The sequence below is a fragment of the Bacillus sp. PK3-037 genome, from assembly GCF_054161355.1.
This window is the reverse complement of record NZ_CP096408.1, coordinates 1,762,874-1,782,341: the sequence shown is the minus strand read 5'-3', so window position 1 is coordinate 1,782,341 and position 19,468 is coordinate 1,762,874. Positions and strand designations below refer to the sequence as shown.

Here is a 19,468-nt window from a genome sequence, read left to right as displayed (position 1 = left end):
CTATTATATGAAAAGCAACGAAAAAAGAGCCTGAAAAAGGCTCTTTTAATGTAAGGAAATCGGATTTGGTGCAGCTGGAACCGGAATAGCTTCTGATACATCGTATCTTCCGATTTTTTTTGTTCCCGTTTCCGCAAAGGTCACTTCTGTAAAGCCAAACTCCTTTGCTGTTAAAAGAAGTCCCTCCAGCATTAAAATGCCGGCAATAGAATCCTCAACTCCTGAGTGTTTTGAGAAATGGATATATAAGTGTGTCTGTTTCTCCGTTACAGATTTGACGGCACCCGCTTGAATAAGAGGTGCAGTATTTGTTTGAGTGCTCGATTCCATTTCCTTAATAGCTTCTTTTACAGTATTAAATGTTCTTTCTGTTGGAACGAGAAAGTCTTGTCCTTTTTCATTTTGGTACAAGGAGTAGGCTCTGTTCGACTGTTTAGGAATAGGAATTTCAGTAAACGTACCATTTGAGCCAATACTGGCGCCGTCCTTTTTCTGCTCCGATGAAAAAATTTTGATTTTTTCATAAGGACTCCATTTTAAAGATTCTTTCAGCAATTTTTTTAGTATTGCGTCGTCTTTTACAGAAAAAGCCTCAATGGGCTGATCGACTTGTATATGTAATTCCTTATGGTTTTGGTTTTCCTTTACTTCCACTTCATCCATGAAGGAGGGAATCGTGATGGCGTGATCAAGGATATCCAATTGATCACTTTCAAACAGCACCTCCTGTATGGTTTGGTTTGATTTCGTTTTTTTAATGCTGACGGGTATAATTGTGGATGTTTCGGCATCGGCAATTGCTACAGTCGTATAATTGTTTTGCTCCTTTTTAGGAACAACTAACGATGACTGATCCAGGGATAATGCATCTTTTTTGCTGTCTGCTGTCTCAGTTTTCGTTATAGCGTTTTCTTGGGACGCTTCTTTTTGTTGAGGCTGTGCCTGATCAAAAAAATGAGGAGAAATAATGAAGGCGATATAAACCGCAACCGCAGTGGCACACGCGGGGCCAATCCACCTAACAGCGGATTTTTTTTTGCTTTTTGCCATCGAAAGCCGCTTATATATGTCTTGCGGAGAACGATGGTCTTTAACTGCCGGCAGTTGACTTAACAACTCCTTTATCTGTTCTTCGTTCCAATCTGACTTCATCATCCATTAGCTCCTCCCTCAAAAGCTCCATATGTTTCCGAAGTACTTTGAGCCCTCTATGTTGGGTCGTTTTCACTTTGCTTTCCGAGAAGCGCAGAGCATTGGCTGTTTCCTGTATTGAATATCCCTGAATAAACCGTAAGATAATCACAGCTCTTTGATCGATCGTACATTGATCGAGCGCAGCATAAATTTCCCGGACATTTTCATGTTGAACCGCGAGTTCGTCCGGAAGCAATTGCTGATCTCTGACATCCTGTGTATCCCAATCAAATGTCCCGAGTACACGCTGTCTGATCGTCTGCTGCTTACGGAACCAGTCTATCGCCACATGGCGTGCAATCGACAAAAGCCATGTTTTTTCACTGCTTCTTCCTTCAAACGTATGATATGAATTTAATACACGAATATAAACCTCCTGAAGAAGGTCTTCAGCCTGGCTTTTATCCTTTACCATATAAAATAAAAATTGGTATAAATCTTGATGGTAAGTTTTATATAACGTTTGAAAGGTTTCTTCCATAGGAAACCCCTCCGTTCCTTTAGTCGTAATAATAGCTTAAAAGTTACATTACAACTATATTACGAGAAACTGGAATTTGGAAGGGAATTTATATTAACATATCCTTAAATTTTATTAAGAAAAACCTTTTAAAAAACACCCGCTTGGATCAGCGGGTGTTTCTTATGGAACAAGATTCTTCGGCAAATTCAGACTCGACTTGATCATTTTGTCGGAATATAAAACGTAAACGTCGTTCCTTTGTCCATCCGGCTGTGCACCGTAATGGTACCGTTGTGAGCTTCCACAATATTTTTAACAATAGCGAGTCCCAGTCCGGTTCCTGCTCTGCCTCTTGTCCGTGCTTTATCCGCTTTATAGAACCGCTCAAAAATAAATGGCAGATCCTCTTCCGGTATGCCTGAGCCGGAATCTTTGACGTCTATTTTTATTCCATCCTTAACCGTATGAACGGAGATGGAGACACTGCCGCCTGATTGAGTATGACGCAGCGCGTTATCAATTAAATTGGTAAACACCTGCTCCATCTTATCTTCATCAAACATAAATTCCTCTTCAGTGAGAGAAATGTCCTGATGCAAAGAAATATTTTTTTCTTTGGCAACGCCGGAAAATTTGCGCATGATCTTTTCTATAAATTCATTAAGATTGATTTGTTCATAATGCAATCCAGTATGGCCTGATTCCATTCGCGCTAAATCAAGCAAATCGTTGACAAGCCGGCCCATTCGCAGCGACTCGTCATATATAATTTGAGCAATCTCTTTTCGGTCTTCTTCGGAGCTCGCAATGTCATCGACAATGGCTTCACTATACCCTTGAAGCATGGAGATCGGCGTTCTTAATTCATGGCTGACATTTGCGATAAAGTCCTCGCGCAATTTATCAAGGCGGCGTTCTTCGGTCATATCTCGAAGAACGGCAACTGCGCCTCTGACATGCGATTCCGCATACAGCGGCGACATCAGCAGCACCCATGATCTGCCCTGCAGCGTCATTTCAATCATTTGTTCTTTTTCTGTGCTGACAGCATTTTGGAACAGTTCTTTCGCTTCTGGCGGAAGATTGTCGCCTTCTTTAATATTCATATTCTGCTCATAATACCAAGCCTGCAGAAAACGTTCGGCCGGCGGGTTTGTCACAAGAATCGTGCCGTCGATATTGATGGTAATCACTCCGTCAGCCATACTGCTTAAAATGTTTGAAAGCTGTTCTTTTTCTTGGTTGAGGGCATTGATATGAAAATTAAGCTGCCGTCCCATTTGATTAAAGGCGGTTGCCAGCTCACCGATTTCATCCTGGGTTAAAATCGGGATTTTCGTGTCAAACTTGCCCTTTGCCAAATCCTGTGCGCCCTCTCTCATTTTTCGAAGCGGATACGTGACCCTGCTTGATAAAAAGAAAGCAAAAAATGTGGTCAGCACAATCGCAATGCCTGCGGCAAGAAATATATAACGGGTCGTGTGTTTTGTTGTGTCTTTGACGGCAAGCAGAGACTGAGATAAAAAGACCATGCCTTTTTTTCCGTCTTTTTCATACGGAACACCCACAATCAGGCGTTCATTATCCGCGTCTCTGCCACTCAGGCCCGTACGTTTACTGACTTTTTTATGGTTGTCCAGAGCCTGGTGTAAATCCTTGTCCCGCTGTATTTGCTCAAGCGTAATAGATGAAAGCCGATTTTTATCGTTCGGCGAATACCAGTATTTTTTCTCATCCTGTATGATCGCAATGCTTGTTAAGTTATCAGCGAGCTCCCAGGTGATCGACCTTGCCAGCGCCTGATCCTCGTGCTTTTCTAAGATGACTGCGACTTTATTTGCAAGCTGGGTTAAATCATTTTCAGCTTCTTCCACATGATAATTTTCAATAAACTCGAGTAAAAGCACCGTTAAAATAAATAATACGATCAGGACAAGAGAAAGGATCGTAGCCCACAGCTTGCCTACTACGCTTTTCCAAAATTTCATTCAGCGCCTACCTCGAATTTATAACCGACGCCCCATACGGTGACGATTTTTTTGGCAGCTCCAGGTGATACTTTATTGAGCTTTTCCCGGAGACGTTTGACGTGTGTGTCTACTGTACGCAGATCGCCAAAAAATTCATACTGCCACACTTCCTTGAGAAGCTTTTCCCGATCATACACTTTGTCAGGCGTTTTCGCTAAGAAGTAAAGGAGCTCATACTCTTTCGGTGTTAAGCTCACTTCAGTTCCGTCAGCCGTTACCCGATGGGCATCATGATCGATTGACAGATGAGAAAACACCAATACGTTTTTCGTCGGCGTATTCGCATTGAAATAAGAGTTTTGAGATGCCCTTCTCAAAAGCGCTTTTACCCGCAGCACAACTTCTCTCGGACTAAACGGTTTGACAATGTAATCATCTGTTCCCGATTCAAACCCCTGCACCCGGTTTGCTTCTTCTCCTTTTGCGGTCAGCATGATGATTGGTGTAGCTTTTTTTTCGCGAATTTGGCGGCAGACCTCAATTCCGTCTGTGCCAGGCATCATTAGGTCAAGCAAAATTAAGTCATAATTGGTTTCGAGGCCTTTGGCAATGGCTTCATCACCATTTTCCGCTTCTTCAATCACATAATTTTCACGTTCAAGATACATTTTTAAAAGGCGGCGAATTCTGGCTTCGTCATCAACTACTAATATTTTGGTTTCATTGGTTTGGTCCATCGTTTTCCCCCTGCTTTCCTTCTGTTACTTTCATTTTATCAAATCGTGAGAAAGTTTGAGAACTGTATCGCTTTTTTCTGGACTATGCATAAGAATGAAGTCCGGCAAGCACAAGATTTACGAATATTAAATTGAACATAATGATGGCAAAACCGATTACGGCCAGCCATGCTGATTTCTCACCGTGCCATCCTCTTGACAGCCTTAAATGCAAATATGCGGCGTAAAACAAAAACGTGATCAGCGCCCATACTTCCTTCGGGTCCCAGCCCCAAAATCTCGTCCAAGCGAGCTGAGCCCAAATCATTGCAAAGATCAGCGCGCCAAGTGTAAAAATCGGAAAACCGATGGAAACGGCTCTGTAGCCAACCTCATCCACCAGATCAAGATTCACGTTTTTCACCAGAGGATGTAAACAGGCACTGATTCTTTTTCTGACGATCAGGCGAAGCGCTCCGTACAATAGGAGTCCAGCTCCAAACGACCAAATCACCGTGTTTACCTTTCTGCCTGAGAAAAGGGCCGGAAGCTCTGCAATGGGCTGCATTTTCCCCTCGGTGATAAGCTCACCCTCATGCGGACCTACAAGTGCGGGCATTTCATAGACCATTACGCTTTTTTCCTTATTCTTATCCACCCAGTTAAACTCAGCTTCATACCCGGCAAAACGAAACACAGATGTTATCACAATAAAGGCAACTGCCGTCACCATAATAAACATGATAGCTTCAAGCCAAAAGGTTTTTTTACTAGGTTTTGTTTGGTCAACATGCTTCAAAAGAAAAATGACACCTGCGACAAAACTGATGGCGAGTATAGCTTGCCCCAGCGCGGCCGTGGTTACGTGGATATACAGCCAATTGCTCTGCAATGACGGAATTAAAGGCGAAATGTCCGTCGGAAACATGCTGGCGTATGCAATCAGCAATAAAGCGATCGATAATGTAAACAGACCTAATGAAGGCAATTGATAGATAAAATAAAGGATAATAAACGCAAGCACAAGCATCATGCCAAAGGCCGTTGTAAATTCAAACATGTTGCTGACAGGCGCATGGCCGCTGGCAGCCCACCTTGTAATAAAATAGCCCAGGTGGCAGAGAAAACCGATAATCGAAAGGGTAATCCCGATCGTCGCCCACCGGTTTGCCCTGTCTTTTTTATTTTTCCTTCCGCGTATGGCCCCGCCGAAAATCGGGACCGCGATTAAATACACGAGAAAGGCCGCATAAAGAAAATTTCCGCTCAGCTCCGCCATGACACCACTCCCTTTTTGCCTATTTCTGTGTTTTCATTAATTCTTTTTGGTCTGCTGGTTCAGTCAGCCCCGTATCGGCTAAAACAAATTCTAAATCCCGCTTCAGTCCGTACCAGTTTTTATTGGTATGGCCGGCAACCATGACTGCACCTTCCTGTGTATGCAGCCAGATTCTGCGGTGCTGCCAGTACATTCCTTGAATGACGCCAATCATAAAAATGGCTCCGCCGATGGCAAGCACCCAAAGCGTCAGATCTTTTCTGACTGTCAGACCGGTGATGTTTTTCGTTTCGACATGGTCAAACTTCAGCTTATATTTATTGCTGTCTGAGCCTTCGATTGTTTCTTGGATGGCGACAAAGCTTTTCTCACCCTTCGGTTTGTCCGGCGTTATGATATTAAAGACAAAAGCCGGATTGTTAGGGATCTTTGTTTTCGTGCTCGGCTCTCCGTCCTGATTAAAATAGAAGTCAGGAAGGTAGCTGGCGACCTCAACTTTGTAACCGTTACCAAGATCATAAACCGAATCGGGATCCAATAGGTTGATCTTTAAGCTCCCAAAGGATTTTTTTGATTTTTTGTCAATCAGCTGAAACACCATCTGATCGAGCTGATTCTCTTTATAACTCACCTGGTAAACGGAAAAAGAATCAAAACGCAGCGGCTGATTGACACGAATGTCCTCTTCTGTTACTTTTTTCAGCTTCGGCTTCTCGCCATAAACAATTTTTCCTTCTCTCTTGTAGAGTACGGCATCTGTTTGAAAGCTCTTTGTTACTTTCCCGTCCCCGACTCTGTCAATCGCATCTGCGAATACCTTTTTTTCCGTTTTGCTGTTATAGGTCTCTACGCTGAATTGATTGTTTTTCAAATAATATCTTCCGTCTGTGCCTGGAATTGCCGCAGTTTCGCCTTCTCTGACCCAGAGCGTTTCATCGACGTACATGCCCGGCACAAATCTCAGCATTGCGCCAATCAGGAAAATGATTAATCCTATGTGATTGACATACGGACCCCAGCGGGAAAAACGCCCTTTTTCCGCCAGAATGCTGCCCTCTTGTTCTCGTATTCTATAACGCTTTTTCTTTAAGAGAGTCACAATCTTTTCTTTTTCTTCAAGGTTGAACTCGGTCTCCGTTTCACTGAACAGCCGCTGCCTTTTTAAGAAAACAGGGCTTCTCCTGACCCCCTGATTTTTCAATGCTCTGTACAGGGGAATCACACGGTCAAGGCTGCATATGACAAGAGAAATGCCGATAGAGGCAATCAGCAGCAAATACCACCAAGATCCATATAAATGATGGAACCCGAGTAAATAATAAAGCTGGCCGAACGTGCCGTATTGTTCTTTATAATATGTATCAGCCTGAGCGCCGGGGGGCAAATAGGCTTCTTGAGGAAAAATCGTCCCGAATGCTGATGCTGCAAGGGTTATGACGATAAGCCATATTCCGACCTTAACCGAAGAAAAGAAGTTCCATATTTTATCAATGAACGTTTTGTTATAAGTTTGTGAACGTCTCGCACTTCCATCGTATCTCATATCAGCAAGCGGGGGCTGCGTTTCCTGAAGCGCCCTGCCGCACGATTCACATAAAACGGTTCCGACCGGGTTGATATGTCCGCATTCACATTTTATCTGCTTCATTCCGAAGTCGCTCCGGGTTTTATCAGATTCATATAGTCATGGATCATGCTTTCTGTCATAGTGCCGGTCACCACCTTGACAACTTTTCCTTCCGGATTGATTAAAAAGGTTGTCGGAAGCGGAGATACGCCATAGGCATCAAGAACCTGACGATCTGTATCCAGGACAACCGGAAAATTTACTCCGTAGGATTTCATAAAATTATGTACTGCTATCTTTGACTCCCCAACATTTACCGCGACAATTTCAACGCCTTGGTCTTTAAAATATTTGTATTGGTTCGCCATATAAGGAAATTCTTTTTTGCACGGCTCACACCAGGTGCCCCAGAAATTCAAAAAAACACCTTTTCCTTTTAAATCACTCAGCTCAATACGTTCCCCATTCGTATCTTCAAGGACAAAATTCGGTGCCTCGGACCCTTCGGATATGCTCTCTTTGTCGGCAAATACAGCATTGTATATGGTATAGCCCAGCGCGCAGATTAAAACGAGAAGGATGCCTGTCCGAATGAATAAACGCCTTTTTTTCTTCATTGTCCACTGCCCCCTTCCCCTATTGCAGATCCATTCAATTATATCATTTCACAATCATTTCACATTTCTAACTTTTTGAAGGTTATGTGAAACTTAGAAAGCGTTTTTACCGTGTTCCGCTAGCGCTCGGAGTCTTTTGACTTCGTGCGGCGTAAGCTCTCTTGCGTCTCCCGTATTTAAGCCTCCCAGATTTAAAAATGCGTATTCTTCCCGCTTCAGCTTGATTACTTCATGTCCGATTGCTTCAAACATGCGGCGCACTTGCCTGTTCCGTCCTTCATGGATGGTCAGCTGTATAATGCTTGTTTGTTTTTTCTTATCCAATGAAAGCAGCTTCGCTTTGGCAGGCGCTGTTTTGCCTTCCTCCAGCATAATGCCGCGCTCCAGCTTTCTGATCAGCTCTTTAGACGGTATGCCTTTTACCTTTGCTACATATGTTTTGTTTATTTCATATTTAGGGTGCATCAGCTTGTTGGCAAACTCGCCGTCATTGGTTAAAAGCAAAAGACCGCTTGTATCGTAATCCAGACGTCCGACCGGATAGATGCGCTGCGGCACTTCTCTTAAAAAGTCCGTCACGACTTTGCGCCCTTTGTCATCTTCCGCTGCGGAGATCACGCCTCTTGGTTTATATAGCAGAAAATAAACAGGCTCTTCACGTTCCACCTTCAAGCCGTTTACTTCAATCTGATCAGAACCGGTGACTTTAACACCAAGCTCTGTTATTACTTTGCCGTTCACCTTTACTTTTCCTTCTTTAATCAGCTCTTCTGCCTTTCTGCGCGATGCAACTCCGGCGTGAGCAATTACTTTTTGCAGTCTTTCCATGTCTTTCACCTCAAGTATTATCTTACTTTTTTCAACCTGAACAAACAAGCTTTTTCAGATTTCGCATGCTTTATCTAAAAAAACGCCATTTTCAGGCGCTCCCAAATAATAACGTAACGATGATGATAGATGCAACTACACCGATTAAATCAGCAAGAAGTCCCACCTTTAACGCATCACCCATTTTTTTAATGCCGACAGCTCCGAAATACACTGTCAACACATAAAGTGTTGTATCCGTTGATCCCTGCATCACCGATGCCAGCCTGCCAATAAAGGAGTCCGGTCCATATACTGCAATTAAATCGGTGGTCATACCCAGAGCAGCCGTACCGGAGATCGGACGAATCAGCGCAAGCGGAACCACCTCAGCCGGTATGCCGAAGGCGGAAAAGGCAGGCTTTAAAAAATCCATAAAAAAGTCAAGCGCCCCTGATGATCTGAAAACAGTAATCGCAACTAGCATCCCGACTAAGTAGGGGATAATCGAAAATGCGATCTCAATTCCTTCTTTTCCGCCTTCAACAAAGGATTCATATGTCGGCACCTTTTTGATTGTTCCATAAAGAAGAATGCCAGCAATAATAATAGGGATCATGGCTAAAGACAGCCAGTTGATAATTTCCATCGGCTTACCTCCCCTTCTTTTTACGGCGGTAATAAAAATACCGGTCAATAATAATGGCGCCGATTCCAGAAATAAGTGTCGCCAAAATGCTCGGTCCGACGATATCTGTCGGCGTTTTGGAGGAATAGGCCATTCGCACGGCGATAACCGTTGTCGGGATGAGAGTAATGCACGACGTATTAACAGCTAAAAAAGTGATCATGGAACGGCTCGCTTCCGAACGGTTTCCATTCAGCTTTTTCATTTGCTCCATTGCTTTAATGCCAAGAGGTGTGGCCGCGTTCCCTAGGCCGAAGAAGTTCGCCATGAGATTTGATAAAATGTAGCCCATTGCGGGATGATCCGGCGGTATGTCAGGGAACAGCTTAGAAATAAAAGGCCTGCACAGACGGCTGAAAATATCCAGCAGTCCTGACTGTTCAGCTATTTTCATTAAACCAAGCCAAAAAACAAGCACGCTCATAAGTCCAAATGAGATTGTGACAGCTTCTTTGGCTCCTTTAAACACCGCCTCATTTACATCCTGCAGCGTTCCATTGCACATCGCAAATACTAGCCCGATCACAGTTAAGCTGACCCAGATTATATTGACCATTTTGCCCCGCCAGCCGCATTCAGAAAAATGGATTGAAACGTTTCAAAAAACTTTTTTTTCGGTTTTTGATTTTGTTCGTTTTCGTAATAGATCGGCACTTTTGCGATGGTTTCATCGTTGAACATGACTTTCATATGTCCTACAATATCCGGAATTTTTGAGACATCCTTTTCCCAGGCTTTTTTCGGTTTGAGCAGGGTAGTGTTGATTTTGACATCTTCTTTTTCTTCTTCGGTAAGCAAATAGGTGATGTCCCGTTTGATGAAAGCTTTAGACTCATAAAATGTACCTTTGAGCTTCGGAATATCTCCTTTTTTTGCGATTAAATATGTTTGATAATGATCAAATACATAGTTAAACATATTCATATGATCATCCCAATCGTCGGGGTCATTAATGGTAACGGCTATCAGATTAACGCCGTCCTTTGAAGCGGTTGAAACGAGTGTGCGTTTTGCAAGCTTGGTATAGCCTGTTTTCCCCCCAGTGCTGTATGGATACAGCATCGTCAGCAATTTATTTTTGTTTTTCCATACGCTTTCCATTGTTTCTGCTTTGTATATTTTTGTGCCTGAGATGGTTTGATAGTCTTTGAGCTTCATGGCGTATTTCGTTAAAACAGCCATGTCATAAGCTGTTGAGTAGTGATTTTCATGGTCATCCAATCCGTGCGGGTTTTGAAAACGGGTATTTTCCATACCGATTTGTTCTGCTTTTTGGTTCATCATATAGACAAATCCATCGAGGCTTCCCCCGACATACTCAGCAATCGCAACAGCAGCATCGTTCCCGGATCTCAGCATCAGGCCATACACAAGATCCTTTAATTTTACTTTTTGCCCTTCGGTTAAATAAATGGCCGAACCCTCTGTTCTGACCGCATTTGCAGAAACAGTCACGGTTTCTTCCATTTTTCCGGATTCAATGGCGAGAACAGCGGTCATGATCTTTGTAATACTGGCAATCCGCCTTTTTTCATGCTCGTCCTTGGCAAATAACACTCTTCCTGATGTGCCGTCAATGACAATGGCGCTCTTCGCACTGACATTTATAGCTGCATGTGCTGTGTTCATATTTACATTTGCAAATAGAAAAGAAATGATGACGATGAATACAGCTTTTTTAAAAATGCGCATGTTTGTTCACGTCCTTGTGGTGGTTTGTACAAGTTTATGCGCATGTCCATCAGTTATGAATAACAATTGTGTCTTGGCCTGCAAACATAAAAAAACTCTCCCATAAAGGGAGAGTAAGTCTTATCTGATTGATGCCATGCTAGATCCGGACGCTTCGTAATGAGCCAGTTCTTCCCTCATCTTCAGAAACGCTGCGCTCAGCGGCAATAATAATTGCTCCAGAGACTGCGGAACAGCATGGTAGAACTCAATTGCGCTGACTCCGGTATATGACGCCCGGCTGTTTTCACACCAGGTGTCTTTCTTTGGCATAAAGAACTCTTCAATGCATTGATGATACACATTGTAAAGTGTTTTTTCCGCTCTGGTTTCCTGAAATGGCTCTTGCATAAGGAGACGGCGGCATGCTTCAGCGCCTCCTTCACAAAATACTGTCATTTTTCTCAGCGTGCTCAGCACATCGCAGCAGTATGCCTCTTCAACAGGCAATTCAGCCTGCATAGACGCCAGTGTGGTTTGATTTAAATAATCATTAACGGTATTGACAACCATTGATAAGAATTCGCCTGTTTTTTGAGTCTGCACTCGCACAATCGAATGTCCCATTTCGTTTGGTATCTTCCCCTCATGTCTTTGTCTCTCACATTTTGCTTCTTTCATGATAGCTACTTCTTCCTTATATCTTATGTTGATGAAAAAGCGCGATTCATTAAATCTCTATTTTATGTCTTCAAAGGTTTGGTTAAAGTTTTCAAAGAATAAATCCGCTTCTTCTTGAAGAACGTCATCTTCCGCATTTTCAGGCAGCGGCGGAAGCTCGTCCAGCGTTTTTAAGCCGAATTGCTCAAGAAAAGCCGGCGTCGTGCCGTATAAAATGGCCCGTCCCGGACCGTCAGCGCGTCCGACTTCACACAGCAGCGCCTTGGCGACAAGGCTGTGTAAAATTCTTTCTGATTTCACGCCTCTGATATCTTCAATTTCCGCTCTCGTAATCGGCTGTTTATATGAAACAATCGCCAGCACCTCCAAAGATGCCTGGGAAAGGCCTTTCGACGGTACTTCGATCAGTTTTTTCAAGTACGGCGCAAAGTCCTTTTTGGTGGAAAGCATGTACGTATCTGCATATTCAATAAGTTCAATGCCTCTTGTATCATGACGGTAATCGTCTGCGACATCCGCCATAATGGTGTTCAGTTCAGGCTCTTCTATTTCAAGCACTGTTAACAGCTGTTTTTTGGTCAGTCCTTCATCGCCTGCCGCATATAGAAGGGCTTCCACTATAGCTTTCCAATTCACGATATCAAGCCCCATGAATGGATTCACTCCCCATAATGTAAATATCTGAAAAATTTTGCTCCTGCTCAATCAAAATCAGCTGATTTTTCATCAGTTCTAGAACAGCCAGGAAGGTGACAACCAAATGTTCTTTTTGTTCATATGAAAAAAGATCCATAAAGTTGATTCTTTTTCCTTTTGATTTCAGGCTGTGCACGATTTCATTCATTCTGTCTTCGATTGGTATTTCCTGTCTTGTAATTGTTGTTTCCATCGGCCTTGTTATTTTTTTTCGCTTCAGCACTTTTTGAAAAGCGCCAATCATATCGTAGACTGTGACTGACAGCTTTTGCTCCGACTGTTTCACTTCTTTTGCATATTCGCTCAAGTCACTCGGCGGTTTCGTGAATGATTTTTGTCTTTCTTCTTCCCGTTCCTTTAATTCCTTCGCCGCGTCTTTATATTTTCTATACTCAATCAGCTTTTCAATCAGTTCCTCCCGCGGGTCTTCTTCCTCAAGCAATTCATCCTCAAACAGCTCTTCCTCTTGCTTCGGGAGCAGCATTCTGCTTTTAATACTGAGCAGTGTGGCAGCCATCACCAAATACTCGCTGGCGATATCAAGCTCAAGCACACGCATCGTATGTACATATAATAAATATTGTTCAGTAATCTTCGCCACAGGTATATCATATATGTCAATTTCAAGACGATTGATTAAATGAAGCAGCAGGTCCAATGGGCCTTCAAACGTATCAATTTTTACTTGATATTCTTCCATCATCTCACCATTTTCAAGTATCACTCTCATTGCCGGATAAACTGGCTACCCTATAGTATAAGCCACCAAAAAGCTCTCGTCCAATACTATTTCATTTCCTGCATTTCAAGAGATTTGTGCTGAATATTCAAATAACAAGATATCCGCCTACACAAAAAAGGGCAGGTGTACATAGGATGCTCGCGTAGACCACAACAAAGGAGGCTGAATGTTCATGGGAGAAAAGTGCTTCAGCGGCGGTTTCGCTTTAATTGTTGTTTTGTTTATTCTGCTGATTATCGTAGGTGCCGCTTGGATTTGCTAGAACTAAAAAAGAGCGAATCCAATGCGCTGTTTTTTCCTTTTATCTGTCCTATGTTACACTAAAGGCGGATTAAAAGGAGGAAGCATCTTGTACCCGAAAGCTTATATCGATTATCTCGTTGAATTTCACGCAACACGGGATTATTTTGAATGCCATGAAATACTAGAAGAATATTGGAAGGAAGATCCTCCGAACAAACGAAAAATACTTTGGGTCGGCTTTATCCAGCTTGCTGTTGCTTTGTATCATCACAGAAGACAGAATACAGCCGGGGCCAAAAGATTGCTGGCAAACAGCATACGGATTCTTCAAGCGGAAAAACAAGCGGTGGAAGATTTGGGGCTTGATCATATCCGTTTACTGGAGCTTATGCAGTCGGTTTACGAACAAATTGAACTGGGATCTTCCTATAAAAGCATCATGCTGCCAATGAAAGATGAGAGGCTGAAGGAAGCATGCCGCATTGAATGCAAGCGAAAAGCTTACACGTGGGGACAGCCCAGCACACTCACTGATAGATTTCTAATTCATAAACATCGTTTGCGGGATCGGACTGATGTCATCCGTGAACGCCAGAAAGAAATTGAACGAAGAAAAAAAAGCAGAGGCTGATAACAGCCTCTGCTTAATTATTGTATGAAATGTCTTGATCTTGCTGACCTTGACAGCGTTCGAAAAAGCTCTGCGTTAATTCATTCGGAACCAGTACCTGCGTTTTAAATAAATGCTTTAAAGCATCCATCATCTGTTTTCCGATTCCTTGATGGCGATGAGAAGGATTCACACTGATATGCCGGATTTCAACCTCGGAATCCTTTTTTTCAACTCCGATTGCTCCGACGATATCCTCGTCCTCTTTCCAAAGAAAGAGCTGGCGGTCTGTATCCGTTTCGTAGTCCTTAATTGTCTGCTGAAGCTGCTTAAGGTCTTTTTCATTTGGCATAAACGAAAGAAGTCCCATCGCAATCTTTTCAAACGATTTTTTATAACGAATTAACATAAAAACCCCTCTATATCCTAAATGTCCAGTTCTATCAAACGGATAAGTATAGGTGATCCGTTTTCTCACATTATATCATTTTCGCCATATTTTTAAACTGTTTTCAGCAAATTATTCAAATGAACGGTTTAAATTTGCCATTTCTATGGCAGAAACAGCACAATCTACGCCCTTATTGCCCGCTTTTGTTCCAGCCCGTTCAATGGCCTGCTCAATGTTTTCCGTAGTGACAATTCCAAAGATCACAGGTACGCCTGTTGTGTTCGCTGCTTGCGCGATGCCTTTTGCAGCTTCGTTGCAGACGTAATCGTAATGAGTCGTCGCGCCTCTGATGACAGTGCCGAGTGTAATAACGGCATCATATTTTTTTGTTTCCGCCATTTTTTTAGCAGCGAAAGGAATTTCAAATGCGCCCGGAACCCAAGCCACATCAATATCGTTTGTATCCACACCGTGTCTGAGCAAAGCATCTTCTGCCCCGCTCAGCAGCTTGCTTGTAATAAAATCATTAAATCTTCCTACTACGATTCCGATTTTAAGACCTGTACCAACTAAATTTCCTTGTATGATATTCATATGATTCCCATCCTTTTTTGTGATTTTTGTGATTAGAAATGAAGTAAATGACCTAGTTTGTTCATCTTTGTTTGCAAATATTTTTTGTTGTGCTCTTTGGCCTCCATTTGAAGCGGCACTCTTTCTGTAATGCTGAGACCATACCCTTCAAGTCCGGCAATTTTCCGCGGATTATTCGTCAAGAGCTTCATATTCCGCACGCCGAGATCGCGTAACATTTGTGCACCGATGCCATAGTTGCGGAGATCAGGCAAGAATCCCAGCTCCTCGTTGGCTTCTACGGTGTCATAGCCTTGTTCCTGAAGCTTATAAGCTTTTAACTTATTGATTAAACCGATGCCTCGGCCTTCTTGGCGCAAGTACAAGAGCACCCCCCGGCCTTCTGCGGCAATTTGCGTCAGCGCGGCGTGCAGCTGCGGGCCGCAGTCACAGCGATGAGACCCAAACACATCACCTGTGAGACACTCTGAATGAACCCGGACCAATACTGGTTCTTCATTAAACGGCACATCTCCCATCACAAATGCGACATGCTCTTTTCCATCGATCTCATTCGTGTAACCATACACCTTAAAAGTGCCAAAATCAGTAGGCAAGGTAATATCGACTTCCCGCTCTACAAGTGTTGTCAAGTTGTAGCGGTACTCAATTAAATCCTTAATGGTGATCAGTTTTAATTGATGCTTTTTCGCAATTTCAATGAGCTCAGGTACCCTTGCCATCGTTCCGTCTTCATTCATAATTTCACAAATGACGCCAGCTCCCTGAGAACCGCAGGCTTCAGCAAGATCAACTGCCGCTTCTGTATGGCCCGCTCTTTTCAGGACACCTCCCTTTTTCGCAATCAGCGGAAAAATGTGCCCTGGACGCTGAAAATCTGCCGGCACTGAACTGCTGTCCAGCAAAGCTTTGACAGTAAATGATCTTTCCTGTGCGCTGATTCCCGTTTTTGTCTTACGGTGGTCAATGCTTACTGTAAAAGCAGTGTGGTGGGAATCTGTATTGTGCTCAACCATAGGATGAAGATCGAGCCTGTCAGCGATTTCCTCACTGAGAGGCGTGCAAATCAGCCCTCTTCCGTGCGTCGCCATAAAGTTAATCACTTCAGGAGTCGCATACTCCGCAAGAGCCACAAAGTCTCCTTCGTTTTCTCTGTCTTCATCATCCACAACAATGATGACTTCGCCTTTTTTTAAAGCGTCTAATGCCTCTTCTATCGGATGAAACATGCAAATCTTCCTCTCTAAAAGCCGTTTTCGCTTAAAAAGGCTTTTGTTATGGTTTGTTTGTTCCTATTTTCATTGGCTTTATGCAAAAATCGATACATATATTTTCCGATCATATCGCATTCGATATTCACTTTAGAGCCGATCATTTTTTCGGAAAAAATCGTTTCGCTGATGGTGTGCGGGATTAAAGAAATCGTCACGGTATCATCTGTCAGCCCAAAGATGGTTAAACTCACGCCGTCCACGGTAATAGATCCCTTTAAAACCAACGTTTTTGTTAATGACGGATCCATTTTCAAATCATAGTAAACTGCGTTGCTTTTTTCTTCAATACGCGTGATTTCTGCGGTTCCGTCGACATGGCCTGAAACGAAATGGCCCCCAAAACGCCCGTTGGCTGCCATGGCTCTTTCCAGGTTCACTTTGCTGCCTTTTGATAAATCGTTCAGCGACGTTGCTTTGACTGTTTCAGGCATGACATCAACTGTGAAGTGACTTTTCGTGAAATCAGTAACAGTCAGACAAATGCCATTTACTGCAATGCTGTCGCCCAAATGAACATCATCTAATATTTTTGAGCATTTAATTGTTAAGGCCATAGAGGGGCCTGCTTTTTTCATGGATTCGATTGTGCCTGTTTCTTCTATAATTCCTGTAAACATGGTCACCATCCTACTCGTTTTTCAGTTTTGCCGTCAGTCTGATATCACGGCCAATTTGGGTTATATCTGTGAATTGTAATAAGGGGACATCTTTCATTGATTGAAAACCTTCACCGGAGATTAAGCTGGGAGCAAGCGTTCCTCCGATTAATTTAGGGGCAAAATAGTAGATGATCTCTTGAAAACAGCCTGCTTTGACGAAGCTTCCGTGAACAGCTGATCCGCCTTCCACATACACCGACATGATGCCTTCTTCCGCAAGGATTTTCAGCACATCGGAAATTGGTATACGATCTGTTTCCAGAGTAAATATTTTCACGCCAAAAGCGGAAAACCGTTTTTTCTTCTCGTCATCAGCACGTGTTGTTGTAAAAATCCAAGTCGGCGCTGCCTGATCGCAAATCACATTCGCGTCATCGGGAATCGAAAGTTCGGTATCAAGTATCACCCTGACCGGCTGTTTTGACACATTCGGAAGCCTGCAGGTTAAGCTTGGATTGTCAGCTTTCACAGTGCCTGCTCCGACCAAAATGCTTTGATGTGATTTCCTGTATTGCTGAGCATCCTGTCTTGCAGCTTCTGATGTGATCCATTTGCTGTCACCTGTACTGGTCGCTGTTTTTCCGTCTAGGCTAGCGGCAGCTTTTAATGTGACGTAAGGGAGGCCTGTCCTCATGAAATGCAGAAATTTTTCATTCAGCTGTTCCGCCTGATCTGCCAGAATGCCTTCCTTCACTTCGATGCCGGCTTCTTCTATCATGCTGATTCCCCGTCCGGCCACAAGCGGGTTAGGATCTCTCATTGCGACAAATACTCTCTTTATCCCGGACTTGATAATCAGTTCGGCACAAGGCGGTGTTTTTCCGTAATGGCTGCATGGTTCAAGGGTGACATAAATATCAGCGCCTTTCGCATGTGCGCCTGCCATATGAATAGCATGAACTTCCGCGTGAGCTTCACCGTATTTTAAATGGGCGCCCATCCCGACAATCTGTCCGTCCTTCACCACAACAGCGCCTACGAGCGGATTCGATTCGGTCTGTCCTTCACCCTGCTTCGCGAGATCCAACGCCAGTTTCATATAATACTCTTCCATCTGTTTTTCCTCCCTTCTTTATTCATTTACCGTCAAAAAAACCCCGAATTTAAGAAAAATTCGGGGTTTTAGGTATTTTACGCAATAGGAAATAACACTATGCATGTTGATACATTTTGCATAGCGGTTCTTCATCCTTCTCCCATCCAGACTTTCACTGTCGGCTTCAGCTTAAACTGAATCCACCGCGTACATATGCACACGGGTCACGGGCTCTAAAGCGCATGTCGCTTTACTACCGCCGGTCGGGATTTCCACCCTGCCCCGAAGGATACAATCTTTATTCATTTGTCCTTAATGGCTATTATAGCGATCCTTTCTTAAGTACGCAATGAAATAAACTTACAATTTGAGAAATCAAAAAAACACCCATCGTTCCGAAAGGTGTTTTTTCACTTAATCATTTACTTTTGCAACCTTGATTAAACCGTCGATCCGCTTTGATTTGCTGAAGTACGCCTTGATCTTATCGCCTTCTTTTATATCAGACAAATCTTGATTTAATTTTTTTCCGTTGAAGATGATCTTCGTGCCGTTTTCTGCTTCTCCATGATATTCGGTGCCGTCAATTTTTGTCACTTGATATTCCTCGATTGTATACTCTTCTTCTTCGGAGGACAAGGTTTGTCCAATCGCTGTCGGAACGTCCTTCAGATCAACATCATTTATGTACATATACCCCCCTGCAAGCAAAACCAGTAGCACTAACAGAATGGTAATCTTGGTTTTTATTCTTCCCATTTTAAAAAACCTCCAGCCAATATGAATCTATTCATTCATATGAGTTATTCCTTTTTTTCATGAATAAAAAACCGCAAATTCTCGTAAATTATTTATATAACGATGCATAACGGGAATATGTTTCGCATTTCTGCAAAAATTTCTTTTCTATAGATATACGAATTTACGTTCTGGTTTTAGGGGATGCATGAGAAAAAGAATAAAAAAGCAGCTCCTTTTCAGGAAACTGCTTATACCTAGTTGGTTTTACGAATGTCGTTAAATGGGAAGAAAACAAACTTTGATGTACCCGCAATTTGTTTTTTCGTAAAGAGTCCAAGCCCGTTTCGGCTGTCCATTGAGTTTCGGCGGTTATCACCCATAACAAAATATTTGTTATCAGGCACTTTGATCGGGCCGAAATCATCAGTTAGATGGTCAATACCTTTATTTTTTGCTTTCTTTTTATTTGCCTTCAAATAAGGCTCAGCCACTTTTTTTCCATTGATATAAAGCTGGTCGTTTTTCATTTCGACCGTGTCTCCCGGCAAGCCGATCAGCCGCTTGACATAGTGGACATCATCCCCGTTTAGCACGATGATATCCCCTCTCTTAAACTCGCCTATGTACTTAACTGTCATATTGACAAATACCCTTTCATGGTCAAGAAGGGTAGGCTCCATGGACTCACCGTCAACGACATACGGCGCAAAAATAAAATTGCGGATGAGTAATGCCAGAACAACTGCGATAATAATCGCTTTGGCCCATTCAAATATTGATTTTTTCTTAGAAACGGTTTCCGATTTCAACTGAGTTCCTCCAATAAACA

General features: G+C 43.0%; 23 protein-coding genes and 1 riboswitch. Of the genes, 2 read left to right on the top strand and 21 right to left on the bottom strand.

Going from position 1 to position 19,468, the window contains the following annotated elements; genetic code table 11:
• Nucleotides 1–45 precede the first annotated feature (45 nt).
• The 14 genes from M1D69_RS09300 to scpA form a co-directional block, all read right to left on the bottom strand.
• Complete coding sequence (locus tag M1D69_RS09300) at nt 46–1,155, bottom strand: sigma-X negative effector (RefSeq protein WP_458103939.1); 1,110 nt, start codon at nt 1,153–1,155, stop codon at nt 46–48.
• The gene (gene sigX / locus M1D69_RS09295; RefSeq protein WP_458103940.1) at nt 1,091–1,675 is read right to left on the bottom strand and encodes an RNA polymerase sigma factor SigX; all 585 of its coding nucleotides are present in this window, start codon (nt 1,673–1,675) and stop codon (nt 1,091–1,093) included. The genes M1D69_RS09300 and sigX overlap by 65 nt, the downstream gene beginning before the upstream one ends.
• A gap of 203 nt (nt 1,676–1,878) precedes the next feature.
• Nucleotides 1,879–3,645 (bottom strand): sensor histidine kinase ResE, encoded by a 1,767-nt coding sequence (resE, locus tag M1D69_RS09290; RefSeq protein ID WP_458103941.1) that lies wholly within the window; start codon nt 3,643–3,645, stop codon nt 1,879–1,881.
• Nucleotides 3,642–4,364: a DNA-binding response regulator ResD gene (resD, locus tag M1D69_RS09285; RefSeq protein ID WP_010334777.1), complete on the bottom strand. Its 723-nt coding sequence runs from the start codon at nt 4,362–4,364 to the stop codon at nt 3,642–3,644. Before resD ends, resE begins: the two co-directional genes overlap by 4 nt.
• Nucleotides 4,365–4,446: 82 nt before the next feature.
• Nucleotides 4,447–5,622: a c-type cytochrome biogenesis protein CcsB gene (gene ccsB, locus M1D69_RS09280; RefSeq protein ID WP_101860350.1), complete on the bottom strand. Its 1,176-nt coding sequence runs from the start codon at nt 5,620–5,622 to the stop codon at nt 4,447–4,449.
• A gap of 19 nt (nt 5,623–5,641) precedes the next feature.
• Entirely contained in the window at nt 5,642–7,270 is a 1,629-nt protein-coding gene (gene resB, locus M1D69_RS09275) for a cytochrome c biogenesis protein ResB (protein ID WP_439024312.1), read from the bottom strand.
• Nucleotides 7,267–7,806, bottom strand: a complete 540-nt coding sequence (gene resA / locus M1D69_RS09270) for a thiol-disulfide oxidoreductase ResA (RefSeq protein WP_458103942.1) — start codon at nt 7,804–7,806, stop codon at nt 7,267–7,269. The genes resB and resA overlap by 4 nt, the downstream gene beginning before the upstream one ends.
• Nucleotides 7,807–7,899: 93 nt before the next feature.
• Nucleotides 7,900–8,634 carry a 23S rRNA pseudouridine(2605) synthase RluB gene (gene rluB, locus M1D69_RS09265; RefSeq protein ID WP_458103943.1) on the bottom strand — a complete coding sequence of 245 codons (735 nt, stop codon included), beginning with the start codon at nt 8,632–8,634 and terminating at the stop codon, nt 7,900–7,902.
• A gap of 91 nt (nt 8,635–8,725) precedes the next feature.
• Nucleotides 8,726–9,262, bottom strand: a complete 537-nt coding sequence (gene spmB / locus M1D69_RS09260; protein ID WP_059352425.1) for a spore maturation protein SpmB — start codon at nt 9,260–9,262, stop codon at nt 8,726–8,728.
• Nucleotides 9,263–9,266: 4 nt separating this feature from the next.
• Nucleotides 9,267–9,857 (bottom strand): spore maturation protein SpmA, encoded by a 591-nt coding sequence (gene spmA / locus M1D69_RS09255; RefSeq protein ID WP_044154898.1) that lies wholly within the window; start codon nt 9,855–9,857, stop codon nt 9,267–9,269.
• The gene (locus M1D69_RS09250; protein WP_458103944.1) at nt 9,845–10,993 is read right to left on the bottom strand and encodes a D-alanyl-D-alanine carboxypeptidase family protein; all 1,149 of its coding nucleotides are present in this window, start codon (nt 10,991–10,993) and stop codon (nt 9,845–9,847) included. Before M1D69_RS09250 ends, spmA begins: the two co-directional genes overlap by 13 nt.
• A 120-nt stretch (nt 10,994–11,113) precedes the next feature.
• Nucleotides 11,114–11,653: a YpuI family protein gene (locus tag M1D69_RS09245; RefSeq protein ID WP_458103945.1), complete on the bottom strand. Its 540-nt coding sequence runs from the start codon at nt 11,651–11,653 to the stop codon at nt 11,114–11,116.
• Nucleotides 11,654–11,710: 57 nt separating this feature from the next.
• Complete coding sequence (gene scpB / locus M1D69_RS09240) at nt 11,711–12,304, bottom strand: SMC-Scp complex subunit ScpB (RefSeq protein WP_458103946.1); 594 nt, start codon at nt 12,302–12,304, stop codon at nt 11,711–11,713.
• Nucleotides 12,294–13,049 (bottom strand): segregation/condensation protein A, encoded by a 756-nt coding sequence (gene scpA / locus M1D69_RS09235; RefSeq protein ID WP_024121908.1) that lies wholly within the window; start codon nt 13,047–13,049, stop codon nt 12,294–12,296. The genes scpB and scpA overlap by 11 nt, the downstream gene beginning before the upstream one ends.
• A 214-nt stretch (nt 13,050–13,263) precedes the next feature.
• Between scpA and M1D69_RS09230 the strand changes: the two genes are divergently transcribed.
• Both M1D69_RS09230 and M1D69_RS09225 read left to right on the top strand, forming a co-directional pair.
• Nucleotides 13,264–13,353, top strand: coding sequence for a YjcZ family sporulation protein (locus tag M1D69_RS09230; RefSeq protein WP_024121909.1), 90 nt, complete (start codon nt 13,264–13,266; stop codon nt 13,351–13,353).
• Nucleotides 13,354–13,440: 87 nt separating this feature from the next.
• Nucleotides 13,441–13,965 carry a DUF309 domain-containing protein gene (locus tag M1D69_RS09225; protein WP_458103947.1) on the top strand — a complete coding sequence of 175 codons (525 nt, stop codon included), beginning with the start codon at nt 13,441–13,443 and terminating at the stop codon, nt 13,963–13,965.
• 13 nt (nt 13,966–13,978) lie between these two features.
• On the opposite strand, the gene ribT is transcribed toward M1D69_RS09225, so the two are convergent.
• The 7 genes from ribT to sipS all read right to left on the bottom strand — a co-directional run bounded on the left by ribT (nt 13,979) and on the right by sipS (nt 19,448).
• Entirely contained in the window at nt 13,979–14,353 is a 375-nt protein-coding gene (gene ribT, locus M1D69_RS09220) for a GNAT family N-acetyltransferase RibT (protein ID WP_003223910.1), read from the bottom strand.
• 111 nt (nt 14,354–14,464) lie between these two features.
• Nucleotides 14,465–14,929 carry a 6,7-dimethyl-8-ribityllumazine synthase gene (gene ribH, locus M1D69_RS09215; RefSeq protein ID WP_024121911.1) on the bottom strand — a complete coding sequence of 155 codons (465 nt, stop codon included), beginning with the start codon at nt 14,927–14,929 and terminating at the stop codon, nt 14,465–14,467.
• 32 nt (nt 14,930–14,961) lie between these two features.
• A complete protein-coding gene (locus tag M1D69_RS09210; RefSeq protein ID WP_458103948.1) occupies nt 14,962–16,158 on the bottom strand; it encodes a bifunctional 3,4-dihydroxy-2-butanone-4-phosphate synthase/GTP cyclohydrolase II in 1,197 nt (398 codons plus the stop codon).
• Between the two features lie 14 nt (nt 16,159–16,172).
• A complete protein-coding gene (gene ribE, locus M1D69_RS09205; protein WP_458103949.1) occupies nt 16,173–16,820 on the bottom strand; it encodes a riboflavin synthase subunit alpha in 648 nt (215 codons plus the stop codon).
• Nucleotides 16,821–16,830: 10 nt separating this feature from the next.
• Nucleotides 16,831–17,916, bottom strand: coding sequence for a bifunctional diaminohydroxyphosphoribosylaminopyrimidine deaminase/5-amino-6-(5-phosphoribosylamino)uracil reductase RibD (ribD, locus tag M1D69_RS09200; protein WP_458103950.1), 1,086 nt, complete (start codon nt 17,914–17,916; stop codon nt 16,831–16,833).
• Nucleotides 17,917–18,046: 130 nt separating this feature from the next.
• A riboswitch (FMN riboswitch) is annotated at nt 18,047–18,192 on the bottom strand.
• Nucleotides 18,193–18,312: 120 nt separating this feature from the next.
• Nucleotides 18,313–18,657 (bottom strand): hypothetical protein, encoded by a 345-nt coding sequence (locus M1D69_RS09195; protein ID WP_458103951.1) that lies wholly within the window; start codon nt 18,655–18,657, stop codon nt 18,313–18,315.
• A 236-nt stretch (nt 18,658–18,893) separates the two neighbouring features.
• Entirely contained in the window at nt 18,894–19,448 is a 555-nt protein-coding gene (gene sipS, locus M1D69_RS09190; protein WP_458103952.1) for a signal peptidase I sipS, read from the bottom strand.
• Nucleotides 19,449–19,468: the final 20 nt, after the last annotated feature.

Coding starts and splice junctions, on each gene's coding strand:
- ribT (WP_003223910.1), bottom strand. CDS start 14,353: ATGTTAATTCGTTATAAAAAATCGTTTGAAAAGATTGCGATGGGACTT.
- spmB (WP_059352425.1), bottom strand. CDS start 9,262: ATGGAAATTATCAACTGGCTGTCTTTAGCCATGATCCCTATTATTATT.
- resD (WP_010334777.1), bottom strand. CDS start 4,364: ATGGACCAAACCAATGAAACCAAAATATTAGTAGTTGATGACGAAGCC.
- ccsB (WP_101860350.1), bottom strand. CDS start 5,622: ATGGCGGAGCTGAGCGGAAATTTTCTTTATGCGGCCTTTCTCGTGTAT.
- M1D69_RS09210 (WP_458103948.1), bottom strand. CDS start 16,158: ATGTTTCATCCGATAGAAGAGGCATTAGACGCTTTAAAAAAAGGCGAA.
- resA (WP_458103942.1), bottom strand. CDS start 7,806: ATGAAGAAAAAAAGGCGTTTATTCATTCGGACAGGCATCCTTCTCGTT.
- resB (WP_439024312.1), bottom strand. CDS start 7,270: ATGAAGCAGATAAAATGTGAATGCGGACATATCAACCCGGTCGGAACC.
- ribD (WP_458103950.1), bottom strand. CDS start 17,916: ATGGAAGAGTATTATATGAAACTGGCGTTGGATCTCGCGAAGCAGGGT.
- ribE (WP_458103949.1), bottom strand. CDS start 16,820: ATGTTTACAGGAATTATAGAAGAAACAGGCACAATCGAATCCATGAAA.
- sigX (WP_458103940.1), bottom strand. CDS start 1,675: ATGGAAGAAACCTTTCAAACGTTATATAAAACTTACCATCAAGATTTA.
- M1D69_RS09300 (WP_458103939.1), bottom strand. CDS start 1,155: ATGATGAAGTCAGATTGGAACGAAGAACAGATAAAGGAGTTGTTAAGT.
- M1D69_RS09250 (WP_458103944.1), bottom strand. CDS start 10,993: ATGCGCATTTTTAAAAAAGCTGTATTCATCGTCATCATTTCTTTTCTA.
- rluB (WP_458103943.1), bottom strand. CDS start 8,634: ATGGAAAGACTGCAAAAAGTAATTGCTCACGCCGGAGTTGCATCGCGC.
- resE (WP_458103941.1), bottom strand. CDS start 3,645: ATGAAATTTTGGAAAAGCGTAGTAGGCAAGCTGTGGGCTACGATCCTT.
- scpA (WP_024121908.1), bottom strand. CDS start 13,049: ATGGAAGAATATCAAGTAAAAATTGATACGTTTGAAGGCCCATTGGAC.
- M1D69_RS09195 (WP_458103951.1), bottom strand. CDS start 18,657: ATGGGAAGAATAAAAACCAAGATTACCATTCTGTTAGTGCTACTGGTT.
- M1D69_RS09245 (WP_458103945.1), bottom strand. CDS start 11,653: ATGAAAGAAGCAAAATGTGAGAGACAAAGACATGAGGGGAAGATACCA.
- ribH (WP_024121911.1), bottom strand. CDS start 14,929: ATGAATATCATACAAGGAAATTTAGTTGGTACAGGTCTTAAAATCGGA.
- spmA (WP_044154898.1), bottom strand. CDS start 9,857: ATGGTCAATATAATCTGGGTCAGCTTAACTGTGATCGGGCTAGTATTT.
- M1D69_RS09230 (WP_024121909.1), top strand. CDS start 13,264: ATGGGAGAAAAGTGCTTCAGCGGCGGTTTCGCTTTAATTGTTGTTTTG.
- scpB (WP_458103946.1), bottom strand. CDS start 12,304: ATGGGGCTTGATATCGTGAATTGGAAAGCTATAGTGGAAGCCCTTCTA.